Source organism: Cognatundibacterium curvum, from assembly GCF_014284235.1.
GTDB classification, from domain to species: Bacteria; Pseudomonadota; Gammaproteobacteria; order Burkholderiales; family Burkholderiaceae_D; genus Undibacterium; species Undibacterium curvum.
Genome location: NZ_JACOGD010000003.1, coordinates 262,002 through 277,889, shown reverse-complemented (window position 1 = coordinate 277,889; position 15,888 = coordinate 262,002). Strand labels below are relative to the sequence as shown.

At 52.2% G+C, this 15,888-nt stretch carries 10 protein-coding genes; all 10 read right to left on the bottom strand.

The window, feature by feature from the left end; all coding sequences use genetic code 11:
• Positions 1 to 143: 143 nt before the first annotated feature.
• The 10 genes from H8K43_RS07395 to rbfA all read right to left on the bottom strand — a co-directional run bounded on the left by H8K43_RS07395 (position 144) and on the right by rbfA (position 15,887).
• The gene (locus H8K43_RS07395; RefSeq protein ID WP_186903229.1) at positions 144 to 4,235 is read right to left on the bottom strand and encodes a DEAD/DEAH box helicase; all 4,092 of its coding nucleotides are present in this window, start codon (positions 4,233 to 4,235) and stop codon (positions 144 to 146) included.
• Between the two features lie 45 nt (positions 4,236 to 4,280).
• Positions 4,281 to 4,610, bottom strand: a complete 330-nt coding sequence (locus tag H8K43_RS07390) for a DMT family transporter (RefSeq protein ID WP_186903228.1) — start codon at positions 4,608 to 4,610, stop codon at positions 4,281 to 4,283.
• Between the two features lie 135 nt (positions 4,611 to 4,745).
• Positions 4,746 to 5,018 carry a DUF1294 domain-containing protein gene (locus H8K43_RS07385; protein WP_186903227.1) on the bottom strand — a complete coding sequence of 91 codons (273 nt, stop codon included), beginning with the start codon at positions 5,016 to 5,018 and terminating at the stop codon, positions 4,746 to 4,748.
• A 139-nt stretch (positions 5,019 to 5,157) separates the two neighbouring features.
• Entirely contained in the window at positions 5,158 to 7,611 is a 2,454-nt protein-coding gene (locus tag H8K43_RS07380; RefSeq protein WP_186903226.1) for a PKD domain-containing protein, read from the bottom strand.
• Positions 7,612 to 7,679: 68 nt separating this feature from the next.
• Positions 7,680 to 9,044, bottom strand: coding sequence for a prephenate-dependent tRNA uridine(34) hydroxylase TrhP (trhP, locus tag H8K43_RS07375; protein WP_186903225.1), 1,365 nt, complete (start codon positions 9,042 to 9,044; stop codon positions 7,680 to 7,682).
• A 66-nt stretch (positions 9,045 to 9,110) separates the two neighbouring features.
• Positions 9,111 to 10,004 carry a DMT family transporter gene (locus H8K43_RS07370; RefSeq protein ID WP_222610979.1) on the bottom strand — a complete coding sequence of 298 codons (894 nt, stop codon included), beginning with the start codon at positions 10,002 to 10,004 and terminating at the stop codon, positions 9,111 to 9,113.
• Positions 10,005 to 10,358: 354 nt separating this feature from the next.
• A complete protein-coding gene (locus H8K43_RS07365; protein WP_186903224.1) occupies positions 10,359 to 12,158 on the bottom strand; it encodes a DUF4153 domain-containing protein in 1,800 nt (599 codons plus the stop codon).
• A gap of 376 nt (positions 12,159 to 12,534) precedes the next feature.
• Positions 12,535 to 14,370 (bottom strand): translational GTPase TypA, encoded by a 1,836-nt coding sequence (typA, locus tag H8K43_RS07360; protein WP_186903223.1) that lies wholly within the window; start codon positions 14,368 to 14,370, stop codon positions 12,535 to 12,537.
• 167 nt (positions 14,371 to 14,537) lie between these two features.
• Positions 14,538 to 15,473, bottom strand: a complete 936-nt coding sequence (gene truB / locus H8K43_RS07355; protein WP_186903222.1) for a tRNA pseudouridine(55) synthase TruB — start codon at positions 15,471 to 15,473, stop codon at positions 14,538 to 14,540.
• 27 nt (positions 15,474 to 15,500) lie between these two features.
• Complete coding sequence (rbfA, locus tag H8K43_RS07350; protein WP_186903221.1) at positions 15,501 to 15,887, bottom strand: 30S ribosome-binding factor RbfA; 387 nt, start codon at positions 15,885 to 15,887, stop codon at positions 15,501 to 15,503.
• Between the last annotated feature and the right edge of the window lies 1 nt (position 15,888).

The window sequence follows — 15,888 nt, the reverse complement described above, 5'->3', positions numbered from 1 at the left end:
GGAACTGTATGCTCAGTGCCAACGAAGCATTTCAACTTTTCAAATGATGATTTTGATGGCTGAATTGATGAGTGGCTTTAATTATTCAACAGCTGACAGTGATGCGGAGTATGTGCACAAACACTGCCAGCCATCCAAACGAATCAGACACTTTCCTTCAACAAGCGTAACAAAGATTCCGTATCCAGCCTTGCGGTGGCGTCACCACCTTCCAACAGGCTATCGGCCAGATCGCGCTTCTGTGCATGCAAGGCGATGATTTTTTCTTCTATCGTGTCTTGCGTGACTAAGCGGTATATCGTGACTGGCCGTTGCTGGCCCATGCGATGGGCGCGGTCGGAAGCCTGATCTTCAACTGCCGGATTCCACCATGGGTCGAGGTGAATCACGTAATCGGCAGCGGTCAGGTTCAAGCCTGTGCCACCGGCTTTCAGGCTGATCAGGAATACATCGCCCTCGCCCGACTGGAATGCATCCACCCGTTTTTTACGCTCGGCTGGCGGCGTGCTACCGTCCAGATATTGGTAAGCGATATCCTGTTTTTCTAACAGCTCGCGTACCAGCGCCAGATGATCTACGAACTGGCTGAACACCAGCACCTTATGCCGGTTGTCCAGTATCTCTTGCAAGGTACTGTCAAACACTGCGAGCTTACTGCCCGCCATATCCGAATTTTTCAGCACCAGTTGTGGATGGCAGCAGAAGCGGCGTAACTTGGTAATCTCCGCTAACACCTTTAATGAAGACGCTTCTTCAGCACCGCTGCTGGCAATTTTTTCCAAGGCTTCCTGGCGCAGCGCTTCATACACGTGACGCTCTTCATCGCTGAGCTCAACTTGCAGCGAAATCTCAGTGCGCGGTGGCAGCTCGGTCAATACCTGGGTTTTGGTACGACGTAAAATGAAGGGCTGTATCAGTTTTTTCAGCAGCTGTCTGGCGTCCTTGCCCCCCTGACTCCCGCGTTCTATCGGTGTGCTGAAGCGCTCGGCAAAGCTATCTTTGGAACCCAGCAAACCCGGATTAATGAAGCGGAATAAATTCCATAATTCACCCAAATGATTCTCGACTGGCGTGCCGCTGGCGATCATGCGGAAATCTGCCTGCAAAGCCATCGCTGCCTGGCTGCGCTTCGTCGCCGCGTTTTTAATCACTTGCGCCTCATCCAGCACCACGGTATGCCAATGCTGAGCGGCGAATAATTTGGCATCGGATTGCAGCACGCCATAGCTGACGATCACCAGATCAAACGCACCCAGCTCATCCAAAGAGCGCACCGCATGATAAGGGCGTACCCGCAGTGTAGGCGCAAAACGCACAGCCTCAGCCTGCCAGTTCATCGCAACAGAAATTGGTGCTACCACCAGCGCAGGACCGCCTTTCGCCCTGTGCAGCAATAAGGCCAGCGTTTGCATGGTTTTGCCCAGGCCCATGTCATCTGCCAGACAGGCACCCACACCCCATTGCGCGAGCCGGGCCAGCCAATTGAAACCAGCCAGCTGATAGTCGCGCAGCTCCGCTTGTAAAGTAGTGGGCAAGACTGGCTGGAATTCTGCCAGCGCATCGAGTTTCTGCACCTGCTCGCGCCAGGCCAGATCGGCCTCCAGCTGACCAGCCTGCTCTGCCAATTCCGCCAAGGCAGGCGCAGTCAGACGGTTAAAGCGCAACTCACCTTTGGCATTCAGTTCACCCAGAGCACGCATTTCTTCCAGGCGCTGGCGGAAGCTGGATGTCAGTGCCAGATAATCCTGATCACCGATTTTTAAGAAGCGGCCCTTACCGGATTCAGCCATCTGCAATAACTCACGCAAGGCCAGTACGCGACCATCATCGAGTACCACATCACCACCTGCGACAAACCATTCACCCTGACGCTTAATGGTCAGGCGCAGATTGTCCATGGAGCGGCTGCCTTTTAATCTGAAGCGCTCACCTTCCGGCCACACCAGCTCTACGCCTTCGCTTTCGAGCTGCTTCAATTCAGTCAGCAGTTCCAGGCATTGCTCGGGCTCCTGCAATTGCCATTCATTGTGTTCACTGCCAGCGACACCCAGTGCCGGACAGGCTTGCACACAGCGCTGCAGCAGGCGCTTTTCTTCATCCAGGCGACGACTGACCTGTACCGGCACGCCTTCTTTTTCGCCCAACAAATTCATCGCGCCTGCGCCCGGACTGAGCCAGGCACCATCCGGCAGCGGCTGCACCAATATTTGTACTCTTAAGCCTTCATGCAAAGGCAGCAGATGCGCATATAAGCGCATGTCCGGCTCCAGCGCCTGCACATTCGAAGCCAGCTCGGGCAAATCGGAATGAATGGCTAAATGCGGTGCAATCGCCGCCACCACATCGATCAATTGCTGTTTGGCCGACAGCGGCACATTGAGGCCGCGACCAAGGATGCCGCTGATTTGCCGTATCTCAGGCGTCGCCACATACACAGCGAGACGGGTCGGCGTTTCTCTGCGCCATACAGTGGCTTCATTCGGCGCAATATAGGGATCGAGCTGTAAGCTGATTTGCCCGTTTTTTTCTTTAAGCAGCAAAGCGACTTCGGCCTTGACCACATCAATACGTACTTCCGGCGCATCCATCCAATACACAGCGCTATGCCCAACCAGGCTGGGCAAGGCTTTTTCCATATTCAGATCGAATTCACTGGCGCCATAATAGCCTTCGCTTCCGCGCCGTATGCAGGCGGCGATTTGCTTATCCTGCTCAGTCAGATATGGCATGCTGTCCTGATCCTGCGCTAAGCGACGCAATGCCACCGGGCGTCCTTTGCTCCAGCTGTTTTTTGCACCACGCTTTTGTTCGCGCGGTTCGGCCCGCATTTCCTGAAACTGCATATCGAGCAACCAGGCCAGCCGTACACCCTCTTCTTTAACGGGGGCGATTTTTTCTACACCGGGTTTTAACTGCGTCAGCGCATTCAGCGCACGCTTCCAGGATTCTTCTTTTTGCAGGATATCGACCAGCGGGCAAATCTGATGTTTGGCATGCCAGCCGCTAAAACCGCCGGCATCCTGAAACTGCTTGACCAGCAAGCGATCAATTTCTGCTGCTACCCACACGTAACCACGCTGCTGCATTTGCAAACGCATTTCTGTCAGTTTGCCATGCAGGCGCGGATGCGGCGGCGCATCTTGCCAGTGGGCGGCACAGGCTTCAAACAAGGCGTCAATGTCATTGGTCGTCCGGACTGCAAACGGCACGCCGGGCAACACCACGCCCTGCGCCAGATGATTGATAAAGGGCTGCAGTATGTAATACGCATTCGCATCGCGGGCTTTAATGCCTTCGTCGATCTGGCTCTTGGCCAGCTTGAGACTGGCGATATCATTTTTCGCCATCAGCGCGACAGTGACGAACAAGCCGAGTAAATGCGGTATGAAAAATTTACGCTTACCGCTTTGTGCCTTCTGCATTTCTGCATAGGTTTGCGCCAAGCCCACCGCATTCACAATTTGATTATTCAGGATGTGACGAACGATCAGAAATTCGCCCTGATATTGTGGATTCAGCGTGGGATACAATTCTTCAAACTGCGCGAAATCGCCGCGCAATATCGCTTGCCAGGCCAGCATGGCGGGCAATTGCGGCCATTGTGGTCGCAGGCTGTCGAGCTGATCACAGGTATATTCGTAAGCGGACTGACACTCAGTCAGGCTCCAGTTCGCATGCTGAAACAGGTCGCATAACAACATGCCCTGATCTACGCTGCGCAGACTGCTGAACAGGGCCACACCTGGCTCGCTTGAGAAAAACTTCTCCACTGGTAAACGCGCCTGATTACTGGTCACTGAGAAAAATTTTTCGCGCCACATCAGCGCATCATCGGTACGACCGGACAACACCGAAAATTGTATTTCCCGCGCATAGAAATTGCCGTCGTAGGACTTCCAATACTGGTATTCACCAAGTTGTTTGAGCAAATCGCGGATACTGCTGATCCAGGATTTTAGTACGCCCTGCTGATGCATATGCAGCAGCACCTGCATGCGATGCTCATCGCGCAGCTGATATCCGAGGCCGATTTCCTGACGCAGTATCATGCGTCTGGCCAGCTCCTGCAACACGTCCTTGACCAGCTTGGCATCATACGGATTGCCGATCACATTGAATTGTCTGCGCATTTGCAGCAAATCCAGCGCCTTACTCTGACTTAGCGGCACCTCATATAAGGCAGTCGCATACACCAGGGGCAATTCATCTTCACTCAGACCGGACAAGTCTTCCATACACACTCAATCATTCACAAATAAACTCGAAAAACAGCCTGGCATTTAATGCGCAGCTGTCTTAGAAAACAGATTCAAGACCACCACACCCGCCACGATCAAGGCGATGCCCAACATCGCAGCCAGATCCAGCTTTTGCCCGTACAAAATCCAGGCTACCAGCGAAATCAATACCACACCCACGCCTGACCAGATGGCATAAGCAATACCCACCGGTATCGTGCGCAAAGTCATAGAAAGACAGTAAAACGAGGCGCTGTAACCCAGCACCAGAATCACAGAAGGCCATAAGCGGGTAAATCCATCGGATGCCTTTAATGCGGAAGTTGCGATTACCTCGCAGACGATAGCCAGCCCCAGAAACATCCAGTTCATACATCCTCCGAAACACTGCAGATTATTGAAGCTCACCTGATGCCGAGCAGCGCGCTCCAGCGCCAACCCGCGATTATCCCCTGAAACAGACACGACCGCATTTTTATCGGCGCAAATTGGCTGCAGCAGCCCACATCAGATCAAGCCGCGCTGCCGCAGTATGATGAGCAGCAATAGCTGTAATAGCGTTACGATCAATAAGCTGATTTGAAAACTGCGTTTGGCGGATTTATGCCGCCATACCAGCATACCTAACCAGATGCCTGCGCTACCCGCAAACAGGCCTGACAGCAGCAAGCTCAATTCAGAAATCCGCCGTTTGCCACGCACAGCCAAATACTTATCCATGCCCATCATGCCTAAACATAGCAGATTCCAAACCGCGCACGCGAGCAGTAAGTACAACATAGTTCGACACTCCTTTCCGGTCACATTGAAGACGAAAAAAAACCTCTGGCTGTACACCAGAGGTTTTTCTGTTTCAGCAGCTTATACAAACTAAGCAGCCTAAGCAGACTAAGCAGCTTCAACAAATTACGAAGCGATGTTAGTCACGAATAACGACATGCATCGTTGCGCCAGGTGGAACGACCATATTGGCTTTAGCAAATGTCGTTTTACCTGTTGCAATGGTTTCTTGCGTAAAGTAATGCGTGGTCGGTGCCATAGCCGCAAATGCTTTTGGTTTAATGGTCACAGACTTAGACATAGTCAGTACATCCACCGCATCAAAGTTACCATCCACGCTACGCTGTGGGAAACCGTAACCAACTGGCAGGCCTGTCGCTGGCAAATTACTCCAGATAGATGCACCAAACTTAGTCATCTCATCAGCAATACCCAGTCCACCGGCATTCAGTATCAAGGTATTGAGGCAAGAATAGCTCGTTACTTGTCCGGCGCCTGTACCGTCGTTACAAGAAGTGACCAGGTTTTTAAACAAGCTGGCACCGTACTTGCGATTCAGGAAGGCACCGAAAGCGCCGCCGAATGCATAGTTATCGCCGGACAATGCTGGCCAGTTGACATAGCTGACGCCACCACCTGTGTTCAGGTATTGCGGAATACGGACACTGGTCATTTTATTGTAACCAGCAGTAAAGATTGTTCTTGCCAGAATATCTTCACCCATCATCGCAGTCGTTTCTTCCAGCCAGGTGTCATGATCGGTATCACGTACAAAGGCACGCTGATAGAAATTGATCATATGTACGGCTTCATGCATCAGTGTCGATTTGTAGTAATTTAGACTCTGGGTTACGCCGGGGCCATTCACAAAGAACACCAATGCTTCATTGCTGTTTTTAGTCGATGTAAATGCTGTTTTCAGGAAGTTATTACCGCCCCAGAAATAGCCGCCCCAACCTGTGGATGCCGGTACGTTAGGAAGTACTACGTTAATATCCAGCAGACCATTGGCATCGGTAATGGTATTGGTATAGCTCTTAGAGCCATAAGCATCGCCCATCGTATCAGTCAGCACGTCAAAGCCACCAGTCCCCGCGCCACCGTTCAGACAGAAGGTATTAGCCAGCGCCTGAATATCTGCGTCAGTTGCACCGCCTGTAGGATCAGCCCAGAACACGGCATTACGGCCAGATTTCAGTTTGCAAATCTGACTGACTTTCAGGTTATAACTCACAGGTTTGGCTGAGTCATAGGTATCTACCCATGTACGTGTATCGCCGACTGCAACCGGTTTCACAGGCGGTACGTTGACTGCACGCACTGACGAGCTCAGTGCAACAGGATTCGCACGCTGCAATTTCAACAATTCCTGATTTTTATAATGCATCAGGGAATGCGCGCCATCCTGGCTGCTTTGTGCCTCCAAAGCCATCACATTCAAGGTTTTTTTAGCTTGCGCGAGGGCAGGTGCAACCGTAATTGCGCCAGCTGCCGGCAGCGACAAACTCAATTTGTCGCTAGGATTGGTGAAAACGATAGTCGCTACCTGGCCAGCTTTCACGCCATTGATCGTGAAATCAAACAAGGCCGGTGCCGATGCGGAATTTGTATACTGCCAGACACCAACACCAGATCCCGCATAAGTGGAAGTACCGGTAGTGGAACAACCGGCGCCCGAGCATCCCGCGACCAGCGCATTGCTGACCGGCTGCATCACGGTGTAAGCAGAAGTGCTGGTGGCACTCAGATTTTTGCTATTGGTCGCAACAACCTTCACATTGTAAATGCCGGCAGTTGCAAATGCGTGCGATACGGAAGCACCCGTCCCTGTCGTGCCATCACCGAAGTCCCATGCATAGGTCAGTGCCAATTGACCAGGATCAGTTGCAGCAGCTGTAAAGCTGACTGCTTTGCCCGGTGTAGAAGTCGCTATTGAGGAGGTAACAACCGGCAAGGTAGGTGCGCCACTTGAAGGCGTCACCTGGTAGGACAGGGTAGATTTGACCGTTGTGCCCAAATCGTTTTTGACGGTCAGACCAACGATAAATGTTCCGGAATTTTGATAGATATGTTTAACGCTGGCACCTGTGCCGGTGCTGGCATCACCGAAATCCCAGGTATAAGTCAGTGTACCGCCGCTAGGATCACTCGATGCACCTGTGAATGTGACCTCTAAGCCTGTCTGTGTATTCGCGCTGCTTGGCGTAATCACTGGTGTCGTGAGTACTGCATCAACAATCACGACGGTCGCTGTGGCCTGCGCCTTGGTACCGTTGGTGTCGGATGCTGTTACTTTGACTGTATATGTGCCGGACTTGGCAAACACATGCGCGGGTGCCGCGCCAGTGCCGGTAGTACCATCACCGAAATCCCAGCTATAAGTAGCTGCCAGATTCGCTGACGAAGTCGCTGTTGCTGACAGGCTCACATTGCGTCCTGTGTACAACACCACTTGTCCCGGTGCAGAGATAGAAACCGATAAGGTAGGCAACGGGGCAGGCGCTACTGAATCCGAACCGCCTCCTCCGCCGCATGCTGTCAGTACCGCCACCGACATGGCGGAGACCAACAGGGCTTGTGCTATTTTTGTCATGATTACTCCTGAAGAAAAGTTTGAGCCAAATCATGCTAGCACAAGAAAATATATTTTCAGTATTTTATTTACAACATTTTTGCAATTAATGCTTTTTCGTGTTTCCCATCCAACGGAATACGCACTTTATGACCTGCACCCGGGATAATGTTCAGGGATTGGTTTTCAGTGTTGCGCATTTCAGTCAGAGTCACAATTTCATTGCCTTGTGGGGAAATGATTTCAATCTGGTCGCCAACTGCGAAGCGGTTTTTGACTTCGATTTCAGCCCAGCCATCGTTGATTTGTAAGACCTGACCGACGTATTGGCTGCGATGGGCCTGGGATACCCCTTCCATGTAATTCTGGTGGTCCTGGGTATGATGGCGCTGATAGAAGCCATCGGTATAACCGCGATTCGCGAGGCCGTTCAGTTCACCCAGTAATTGCGGATTAAACGGACGTCCGGCAACCGCATCATCAATCGCGCGGCGATAGACTTGTGCAGTACGGGCGACGTAATACAGAGACTTGGTACGACCTTCGACTTTCAAAGAATCGACGCCGATTTTAGCGAGGCGCTCTACGTGCTCCACCGCGCGTAAATCCTTGGAGTTCATGATGTAAGTGCCATGCTCATCTTCGAGGATAGGCATGAACTGACCAGGCTTACCGCCTTCTTCGATCAAATAAGGACGGTCGGCCAGCGGATGACGCGGCATATCGCCCATGGCGGAGAAAGATTGATTCGCTTCTTCCAGCGCCTTGTTGAAATCGAACTTGATGGTTTCAACCGGGATGCGCTGCAAATCACCGGTTTCATTTTCAGTCGCGTTTTCGACCTTGTAATCCCAGCGGCAGGAATTGGTACAGGTCCCCTGGTTAGGATCACGATGGTTGAAGTAACCAGATAACAGGCAACGGCCGGAATACGCGATACATAGCGCGCCGTGTACAAACACTTCCAGCTCCATGTCCGGGCATTCCTGGCGGATTTCCTCGATTTCATCGAGCGACAATTCACGCGACAAAATCACGCGGGTCAGACCCATTTTTTTCCAGAATTTGACGTCAGCCCAGTTCACCGCATTCGCCTGAACCGATAAATGCACATTCACTTCCGGCCATTTTTCACGCACCATCATGATCAGACCGGGGTCAGCCATAATCAGCGCATCCGGCTTCATTTCTATCACCGGCTCCATGTCGCGCAGATAGGTTTTCAGTTTGGAGTTATGCGGGAAAATATTACTGGCAACGAAAAACAGCTTGCCGCGCGCATGTGCGCCGCTAATCCCTTCACGCAACACATCCAGCGTGGAAAATTCATTATTACGGGCACGCAGGCTGTAGCGAGGCTGGCCCGCATAAACAGCATCTGCACCAAAATCAAATGCAGCGTGCATTTTTTCCAGCGAACCGGCTGGCAACAAGAGTTCAGGCGCTTTCAACATAGCAAAATTCCGGGTAAAACTGCCAGCAGTTTAGGCCGACAGGAAAAAATAAATTAACCCATTATTTTACTGCGATTCACCCTGCTTCTGGTGCCAATTCCAGATTTCATTGATGATCAAGGCCAACAAAACGATAGTGCCTCCAGCCAGCGTAGCCGAATTTGGGTTTTCACCGGCCCATAGCCAGGCCCACAGGGGCGCCAGTAAAACTTCCAGCAAAGCCAGTAAGGCGACTTCATGCGCCTTCAGACTGGCGGAGGCCTTGACCATCAGGCTGCAAGGCAAACCCAGTTGAAAAAATCCCAGCGCGCCCAGTATCAACACATCGTGCAGACTGGCCTGAAACGGCAGCGACAAGGGCAACATCGCAAGCGCAGAAAAGCTGCCACCCAAAAACACCGCCGGTATCAGGTCCACAGTATGTGCGCGCCGTTTGAGCAAAATCATATTCACCGATGAGGCCAGCGGTATGCCAAGCGCGACCAGCATGCCGAGTACACCACGGCTGTCGGTCAACGTCAGATTACCGGCAAACATCCAGGCCATGCCACAAGCCGCCATTGCAATCGCGATCCAGGTGGCCGCCGGGATGCGCTCCTTCAGCACCAGCCAGGACAGCAAGGCGGTGAATAAGGGCGCCAGACTTTCCATTACCGAGGTATTCGCCACCGTGGTCAGGGTCAGCGCAATCATGAAACAGCTATACATGGTGGCCCACATCAGGCCAGATACCATGCCGGTCGTTCCCATCAGCTTTAAGCGACCGGGAAAGCCACGCCCATACTGATGCAGCATCAGCCCGGCGACAAAGATGGCAGCGAACAGGCTGCGCCAGAACACGATCTCAAATCCGGCTGCAGTTTGCAAATGACGACTGGCGACCCCGGCACTACTCCACAAGGTAGCAGCAATGATCATTAACAAAATGGCGTGACGGCGGGCGTGCTGGCTGGCAGGCATGGGATCTCCTGGGTAGATAGAGCGATTTCAGATACCTGACGCGCCGCTGTCCGCTGGACAGCTGAAATGAGGTATCTGCAGCGACAGGCCCGAAACGGCGATGTCAGACTGTAAATTCATAAAAACTGAATATAGCAGCCAGTTTATCCGCCTGACATCGTGGATGTCCGCAAAAACAGTGGGCGTGAGACTTGAAATTTTTTGAATGCAGATCGCATTTATCTGCGCTGAACAGGATTTTTTTCATCTGAAGGCAGGAACAGGCTAGCCGTTGAGCATGAGCAAATACATAAAAAACGCGGCAACATCGCAAGGATGTGCCGCGTGCTCAGCGTCATACACCGGGTTTGCCGCTTAAGACTTGCAGCGCTGACGCAGCTTCGTATCCGGTATGAGTAGCAAGCGCAATCCGTCTACATCCAGCATATCCCAGGCAGGTACCGGCTTCGCATGCCCTGCTCTGAGACCCTGGTTCAGTTTTTCGCAATCATCGGCGCGCACATCGATGCGCCCCTCACTTTGCCATACACCAGGCTGCACTTCGAAATACACATTCCCACCATAGTTACGATTACGATCCAGCACCAGCACTTCCGGCTTACCATCGCGATTCACATCCTGTATCAGCACATCACAGCCACGGGTTTTCGCGATGAGGCATTTGGCATCCCTGTCGCTCAGCCACCCCTTCTCCTTATTATCGGATTGTCGCAAAAATCCTTCCGGCAAACTCGCGCCCTGCGGCCAAACTTCAAAAGGGTGAATGATTTCAACCTCTGTTTTACCGTATTCCTGACGCGTCAAGGCAAGCACGATGGCTGCTTTTTCACGAATCTGTGCAGACTGCGGCAAGGCTTTTTCCTGCTTCATTTGTTCCAACGCTTCACGCCCATAACGTCCGCCCTGAAAACGCAGATAACGGTAATCAAATTTATCTGCCGTGACTTTACCATCGCGCAGACGGGACAACTGATCTGCCACCGCAATCCGCGCCGGGTCCAGCACGGGTGAAAATAGCGCGAGCACTGCCGTCAGATGCGCATAGGCCATCACCACATTTGCACCTGCGATCTTCCCCAGCAAGCCACCCTGAGCCAGCGCCGCGCGGGTATACGCCAGCCCGTAACCGAGCGCAAGCAAAGCACATACGACGGCAATCAGACGGTCACTGCTCCAGCCATACTGTGTAATCCGCAATTGCAGCGCACGCAGCGCGAGCAGAGCCAGCACCGGCAATAACACACAGGCCAGACGCACACTCCAGCGCAGGATTTTTGGCACTCCCGCAAAAGCGGCGCCATCCTGATACGCGGTATTGATCAGCACCACCAGCACCACACAGGCACCCAGCAATAAATTGGTCGCCTGACGGGTGTCCCACAACAATTCTGTCCCCTGCACTGCCAGCGTCAGCAGAAAGCCTGCCAGCACCAGCGTCGCCAGCGGCAACAACCAGGAAAGTAATACCAGCAACAAATTGCGGATACCGCGCACGATGGCCGGACGCATATCGGTCAGATGTAAGGCACAACCAAATGCCAGCACAATTACCGGTATCGTGAACCATTCGCGCTTGAGCAATTCGCTTAAAAATTCGAGTTTCAGCAGGCTGAATAAAGCAGCACCCAGATACAGCACAGCAAACAGCGCAGCGACAAACACGCCGGAAAACACCAGTTGCACCAGCAGTTTCCATGACATATCAAAATACAGCGGGTACTGGTTCGCACCCTGCCGCTTTTGTTCGTAAGCCAGCTTCAGCGATTGAGCGACATACAGACACAGGAAGCTGAACATGAACAACAAGGACGATGGATACGCAACCGGATTCACTTCATCCGACACATCCCATTCATTGTTCAAACCATTACGCCGCAACCAGTCGTGCAGTGTCAGCCCGGTCAGCACCAGCGCCAGAAACCCCAGCCAGCGCAACAATTTCCCCGTTGCCATTTGCCCCAGTGAAGAAATCGCTATCACCGGTAAACTCAGCCCACATAACAGCAAAGAAAAAAACACCATAGGCATCGTGGCCGGCCAGACTTGCTGCGTCCCGGCGCGATATAGGCAATACAGCAAAATCGCCTGTGCGGCAGCGATTCCCACGCGCACCCAGCCGGTACGCGGATTCAATTTTGATGATTCCTGATCCATCACATCTCACCTAAAGTTTGATAAAAAATGCCCGGCACCACCAAACGGCGCACACAACATTAACAAACTGGCATGCTACAACAGATTTACTTTTGCGCAATAACAATATTGGCGAGAAATTACCGATGAGTAATTTAGAAAAATCATGCAGAAATCGTCATCTGCAATTTTCAGAGAGCGGCACTTTTCGGAGGCGAGCGCCAGATTGCTATGCTGAAGACCGCTTTGAACATGGTCAGATTGCTCAATAATTCATCCAAAGAGCGCGGGGAGCAGCCGACAGCGGATCGTTTTCTTTGATTCTCTATTCTTCACCCCAATAAAAAACCGCAGACTACGCTGCGGTTTTTTATTGTCCGGATAAACCCTTTAAGGATTACGCTTCGCGGGAAGCTTTCTTACGCTCATGTTCCTTCAAGAAACGTTTGCGCAGACGGATACTCTTAGGTGTGACTTCAACCAGTTCGTCGTCTTCAATGAATTCAACCGCGTATTCCAGAGACATTTGAATTGGTGGTACCAGACGTACCGCTTCATCCGTACCGGAGGAACGCACGTTGGTCAATTGCTTGCCTTTGATCGGGTTAACCACGAGGTCATTGTCACGGGAATGGATACCGATGATCATGCCTTCGTACACTGGGTCATTGTGGCTCACGAACATACGGCCGCGGTCTTGCAGTTTCCAGATCGCGTAAGCAACAGCAGCGCCATCATCCTGAGAAATCAATACGCCATTGCGACGGCCAGCCAGTTCGCCTTTGGAGTTATCAACTGGTGCGTAGTCATCAAACACGTGGCTCATCAAACCTGTACCACGGGTCAGTGTCATGAATTCGCCCTGGAAGCCGATCAGGCCACGCGCAGGAATACGGTATTCCAGACGTACACGACCTTTGCCGTCCGGTTCCATGTTTTGCAGATCACCACGACGGCGACCCAGCTCTTCCATCACACCACCCTGGTTAGACTCTTCAACGTCAACGGTCAGGTTTTCATATGGCTCATGACGTACACCGTCTACCATTTTGAACACAACGCGTGGACGGGAAACAGCCAGTTCGAAACCTTCACGACGCATGTTTTCGATCAGAATAGTCAGATGCAACTCACCACGGCCAGAAACTTCGTACGTGGAATCATCACCTTCAGCCTGCACTACGCGCAATGCCATATTGGATTTCAGTTCGCGTTCCAGACGGTCACGGATCTGACGGGTAGTCACGAATTTACCTTCGCGGCCAGCCAGTGGCGAGCTGTTAACCATGAAGTTCATGGTCAGGGTAGGCTCGTCAATCTTCAACATAGGCAAGGCTTCCGGGGTGTCTGGTGCGCAGATCGTGGAGCCGATACCGATTTCTTCGATACCGTTGATCAGTACGATGTCGCCAGCTTGCGCTTCTTCCACTTGTACGCGATCCAGACCTTTGAAAGTCAATACCTGATTGATACGTGCCTTAGTTGGCTTATCTTCCGGACCATTCATCCAGATCACGTCTTGCAGCGCTCTCACTTTACCGCGCAGGATACGGCCGACACCGATCTTACCAACGTAAGAAGAGTATTCCAGCGATGTGATTTGCAATTGCAAAGGACCATTCGGATCATCTTCACGTGCAGGAACGTGTTTCAGGATCGCATCAAACAATGGTTCCATGTTACCGTCGCGCACTGTGTCTTCCAGACCGGCATAGCCTTTGAAACCGGATGCGTAGACGATAGGGAAGTCCAGCTGTTCATCCGTTGCGCCCAGCTTGTCGAACAATTCGAAAGTCGCGTTAACGGCTTTTTGTGGGTCCGCGTTTTCACGGTCAATCTTATTCACAACCACGATAGGCTTCAGACCCAGCGCGAGTGCTTTACGTGTCACGAAACGCGTCTGTGGCATTGGGCCTTCTTGCGCATCGACCAGCAGCAATACGCTGTCTACCATCGACAATACACGCTCTACTTCACCACCGAAGTCCGCATGGCCTGGTGTATCCACGATATTGATGTGGGTACCTTTGTATTCAACGGCACAGTTTTTGGAAAGAATGGTAATACCGCGCTCTTTCTCAATATCATTGGAGTCCATGACACGGGAATCAACCTGCTGGTTGTCACGGAAAGTACCGGATTGGCGCAGCAATTGATCAACCAGCGTGGTTTTGCCGTGATCAACGTGAGCGATAATAGCGATGTTGCGAATAGCGCGTTTTGTAGTAGACATGATAGCGTTCGTTTTGGGGTAAATCGGATAACCTGAGATTATAACATGCTGCAACGCAAAAGCAGGAAACTCCTATTATTTCAAGGAGTTGCTACCGTACGATGACAATTTGACTTCAATAAAACTAAGCACCGCCGAACAGCCGGTAAGCCCGGCGGCACAGTGGCTTAATGCGTACCGGTCTGTATCAGCCGCTCCGGTGCCAGAATGCCGAATTCCTGCAACTGTGCAGAGCCCAGCAATTGGCGGTCAGAGGCGCGGTACACGCGTACCCGGCCTGGCGTGACGGGCAAGTCCGGCATCAGTCTGGCGAGTGCCAGTCGTTGCCCGTGCAGGAAACGGACAGACAGCTCCTCATCCAGCGTAATAGATGGAAAACTGGACAGTAAGGCATCGACCGGGTCCAGCAACTCAAGGCGCGCCGCTTCCGGCATTGCCTCGATTGACTCTATCGTGATTGATTTTTCCAGCTGCAAATGACCAACCTGTATCCTGCGCAAAGCCTGCAAATGCGCACCACAACCGAGTGCCGCACCGATATCTTCACCCAACACCCGCACATAGGTACCTTTGCTGCACTTGACGCGCAAAGTCAGCATGGGTGCGCTGTAATCGAGCAGCTCCAGTTCGTGTATGACGACTGCACGGGCTTCACGCTCCAGCGTCACACCGGCACGTGCATATTCATACAAGGGTTTGCCGTCACGCTTAAGCGCGGAATACATGGGCGGCACTTGCTGTATAGGACCAGTAAATTGCGCCAGCACAGCCTGTATCTGTTCGATACTGACATCGACTGCGCGCTGCTCCAGCTGTTCGCCCTCGGTATCACCGGTGGTGGTGGTGATACCCAGATGAACTACGGTGGTATAAGTCTTATCCGCTTCCAGCAAATCCTGAGAAAACTTGGTCGCCTCACCAAAGCACAGCGGCAGCAAACCGGTTGCAAACGGATCGAGCGTGCCGGTATGCCCGGCCTTGATCGCATTCAGCAGGCGCTTGGTTTTGATCAGCGCATCATTACTGGAAAAGCCAACGGGTTTATCGAGCAAAAGCACGCCATGCACCGGCAAGCGCGTGCGTTTTTTGGGGGGATTCGTCATAAGTAATCTGGAAAAACCGGACTGGCTTTATTCTTCTTCGTCCTGAACACGGGTCGCGATCGCTTCATCGATCAGCTTAGACATCGCCATGCCACGGATAGTGGAGATGTCGTGCACGAAATGCAGTTGGGGCAAAGTGTGGATGCGCAGGCGCAGACCCAGCTGATTACGCAGGAAACCGGCAGCCTTGGATAAGCCTTGCTGGGTCGCCTTGATCGCTTCCGCATCATCCGCCAGCGTGGTGAAATACACTTTCGCATGCGCGTAGTCAGGCGTGAGCTGAACTTCGGTCAGGGTGATCATGCCAACGCGTGGATCTTTTAATTCTGACCAGATGATTTCTGCCAGATCTTTTTGGATCTGATCTGCGACACGCAAACCACGACCCGGAATATTTTTACTATGTTTTGCCATA

Excerpts from the sequence above, each read along its gene's own strand:
- H8K43_RS07395 (WP_186903229.1), bottom strand. The coding sequence starts at position 4,235 with ATGGAAGACTTGTCCGGTCTGAGTGAAGATGAATTGCCCCTGGTGTAT.
- H8K43_RS07390 (WP_186903228.1), bottom strand. The coding sequence starts at position 4,610 with ATGAACTGGATGTTTCTGGGGCTGGCTATCGTCTGCGAGGTAATCGCA.
- H8K43_RS07385 (WP_186903227.1), bottom strand. The coding sequence starts at position 5,018 with ATGTTGTACTTACTGCTCGCGTGCGCGGTTTGGAATCTGCTATGTTTA.
- H8K43_RS07380 (WP_186903226.1), bottom strand. The coding sequence starts at position 7,611 with ATGACAAAAATAGCACAAGCCCTGTTGGTCTCCGCCATGTCGGTGGCG.
- trhP (WP_186903225.1), bottom strand. The coding sequence starts at position 9,044 with ATGTTGAAAGCGCCTGAACTCTTGTTGCCAGCCGGTTCGCTGGAAAAA.
- H8K43_RS07370 (WP_222610979.1), bottom strand. The coding sequence starts at position 10,004 with ATGCCTGCCAGCCAGCACGCCCGCCGTCACGCCATTTTGTTAATGATC.
- H8K43_RS07365 (WP_186903224.1), bottom strand. The coding sequence starts at position 12,158 with ATGGATCAGGAATCATCAAAATTGAATCCGCGTACCGGCTGGGTGCGC.
- typA (WP_186903223.1), bottom strand. The coding sequence starts at position 14,370 with ATGTCTACTACAAAACGCGCTATTCGCAACATCGCTATTATCGCTCAC.
- truB (WP_186903222.1), bottom strand. The coding sequence starts at position 15,473 with ATGACGAATCCCCCCAAAAAACGCACGCGCTTGCCGGTGCATGGCGTG.
- rbfA (WP_186903221.1), bottom strand. The coding sequence starts at position 15,887 with ATGGCAAAACATAGTAAAAATATTCCGGGTCGTGGTTTGCGTGTCGCA.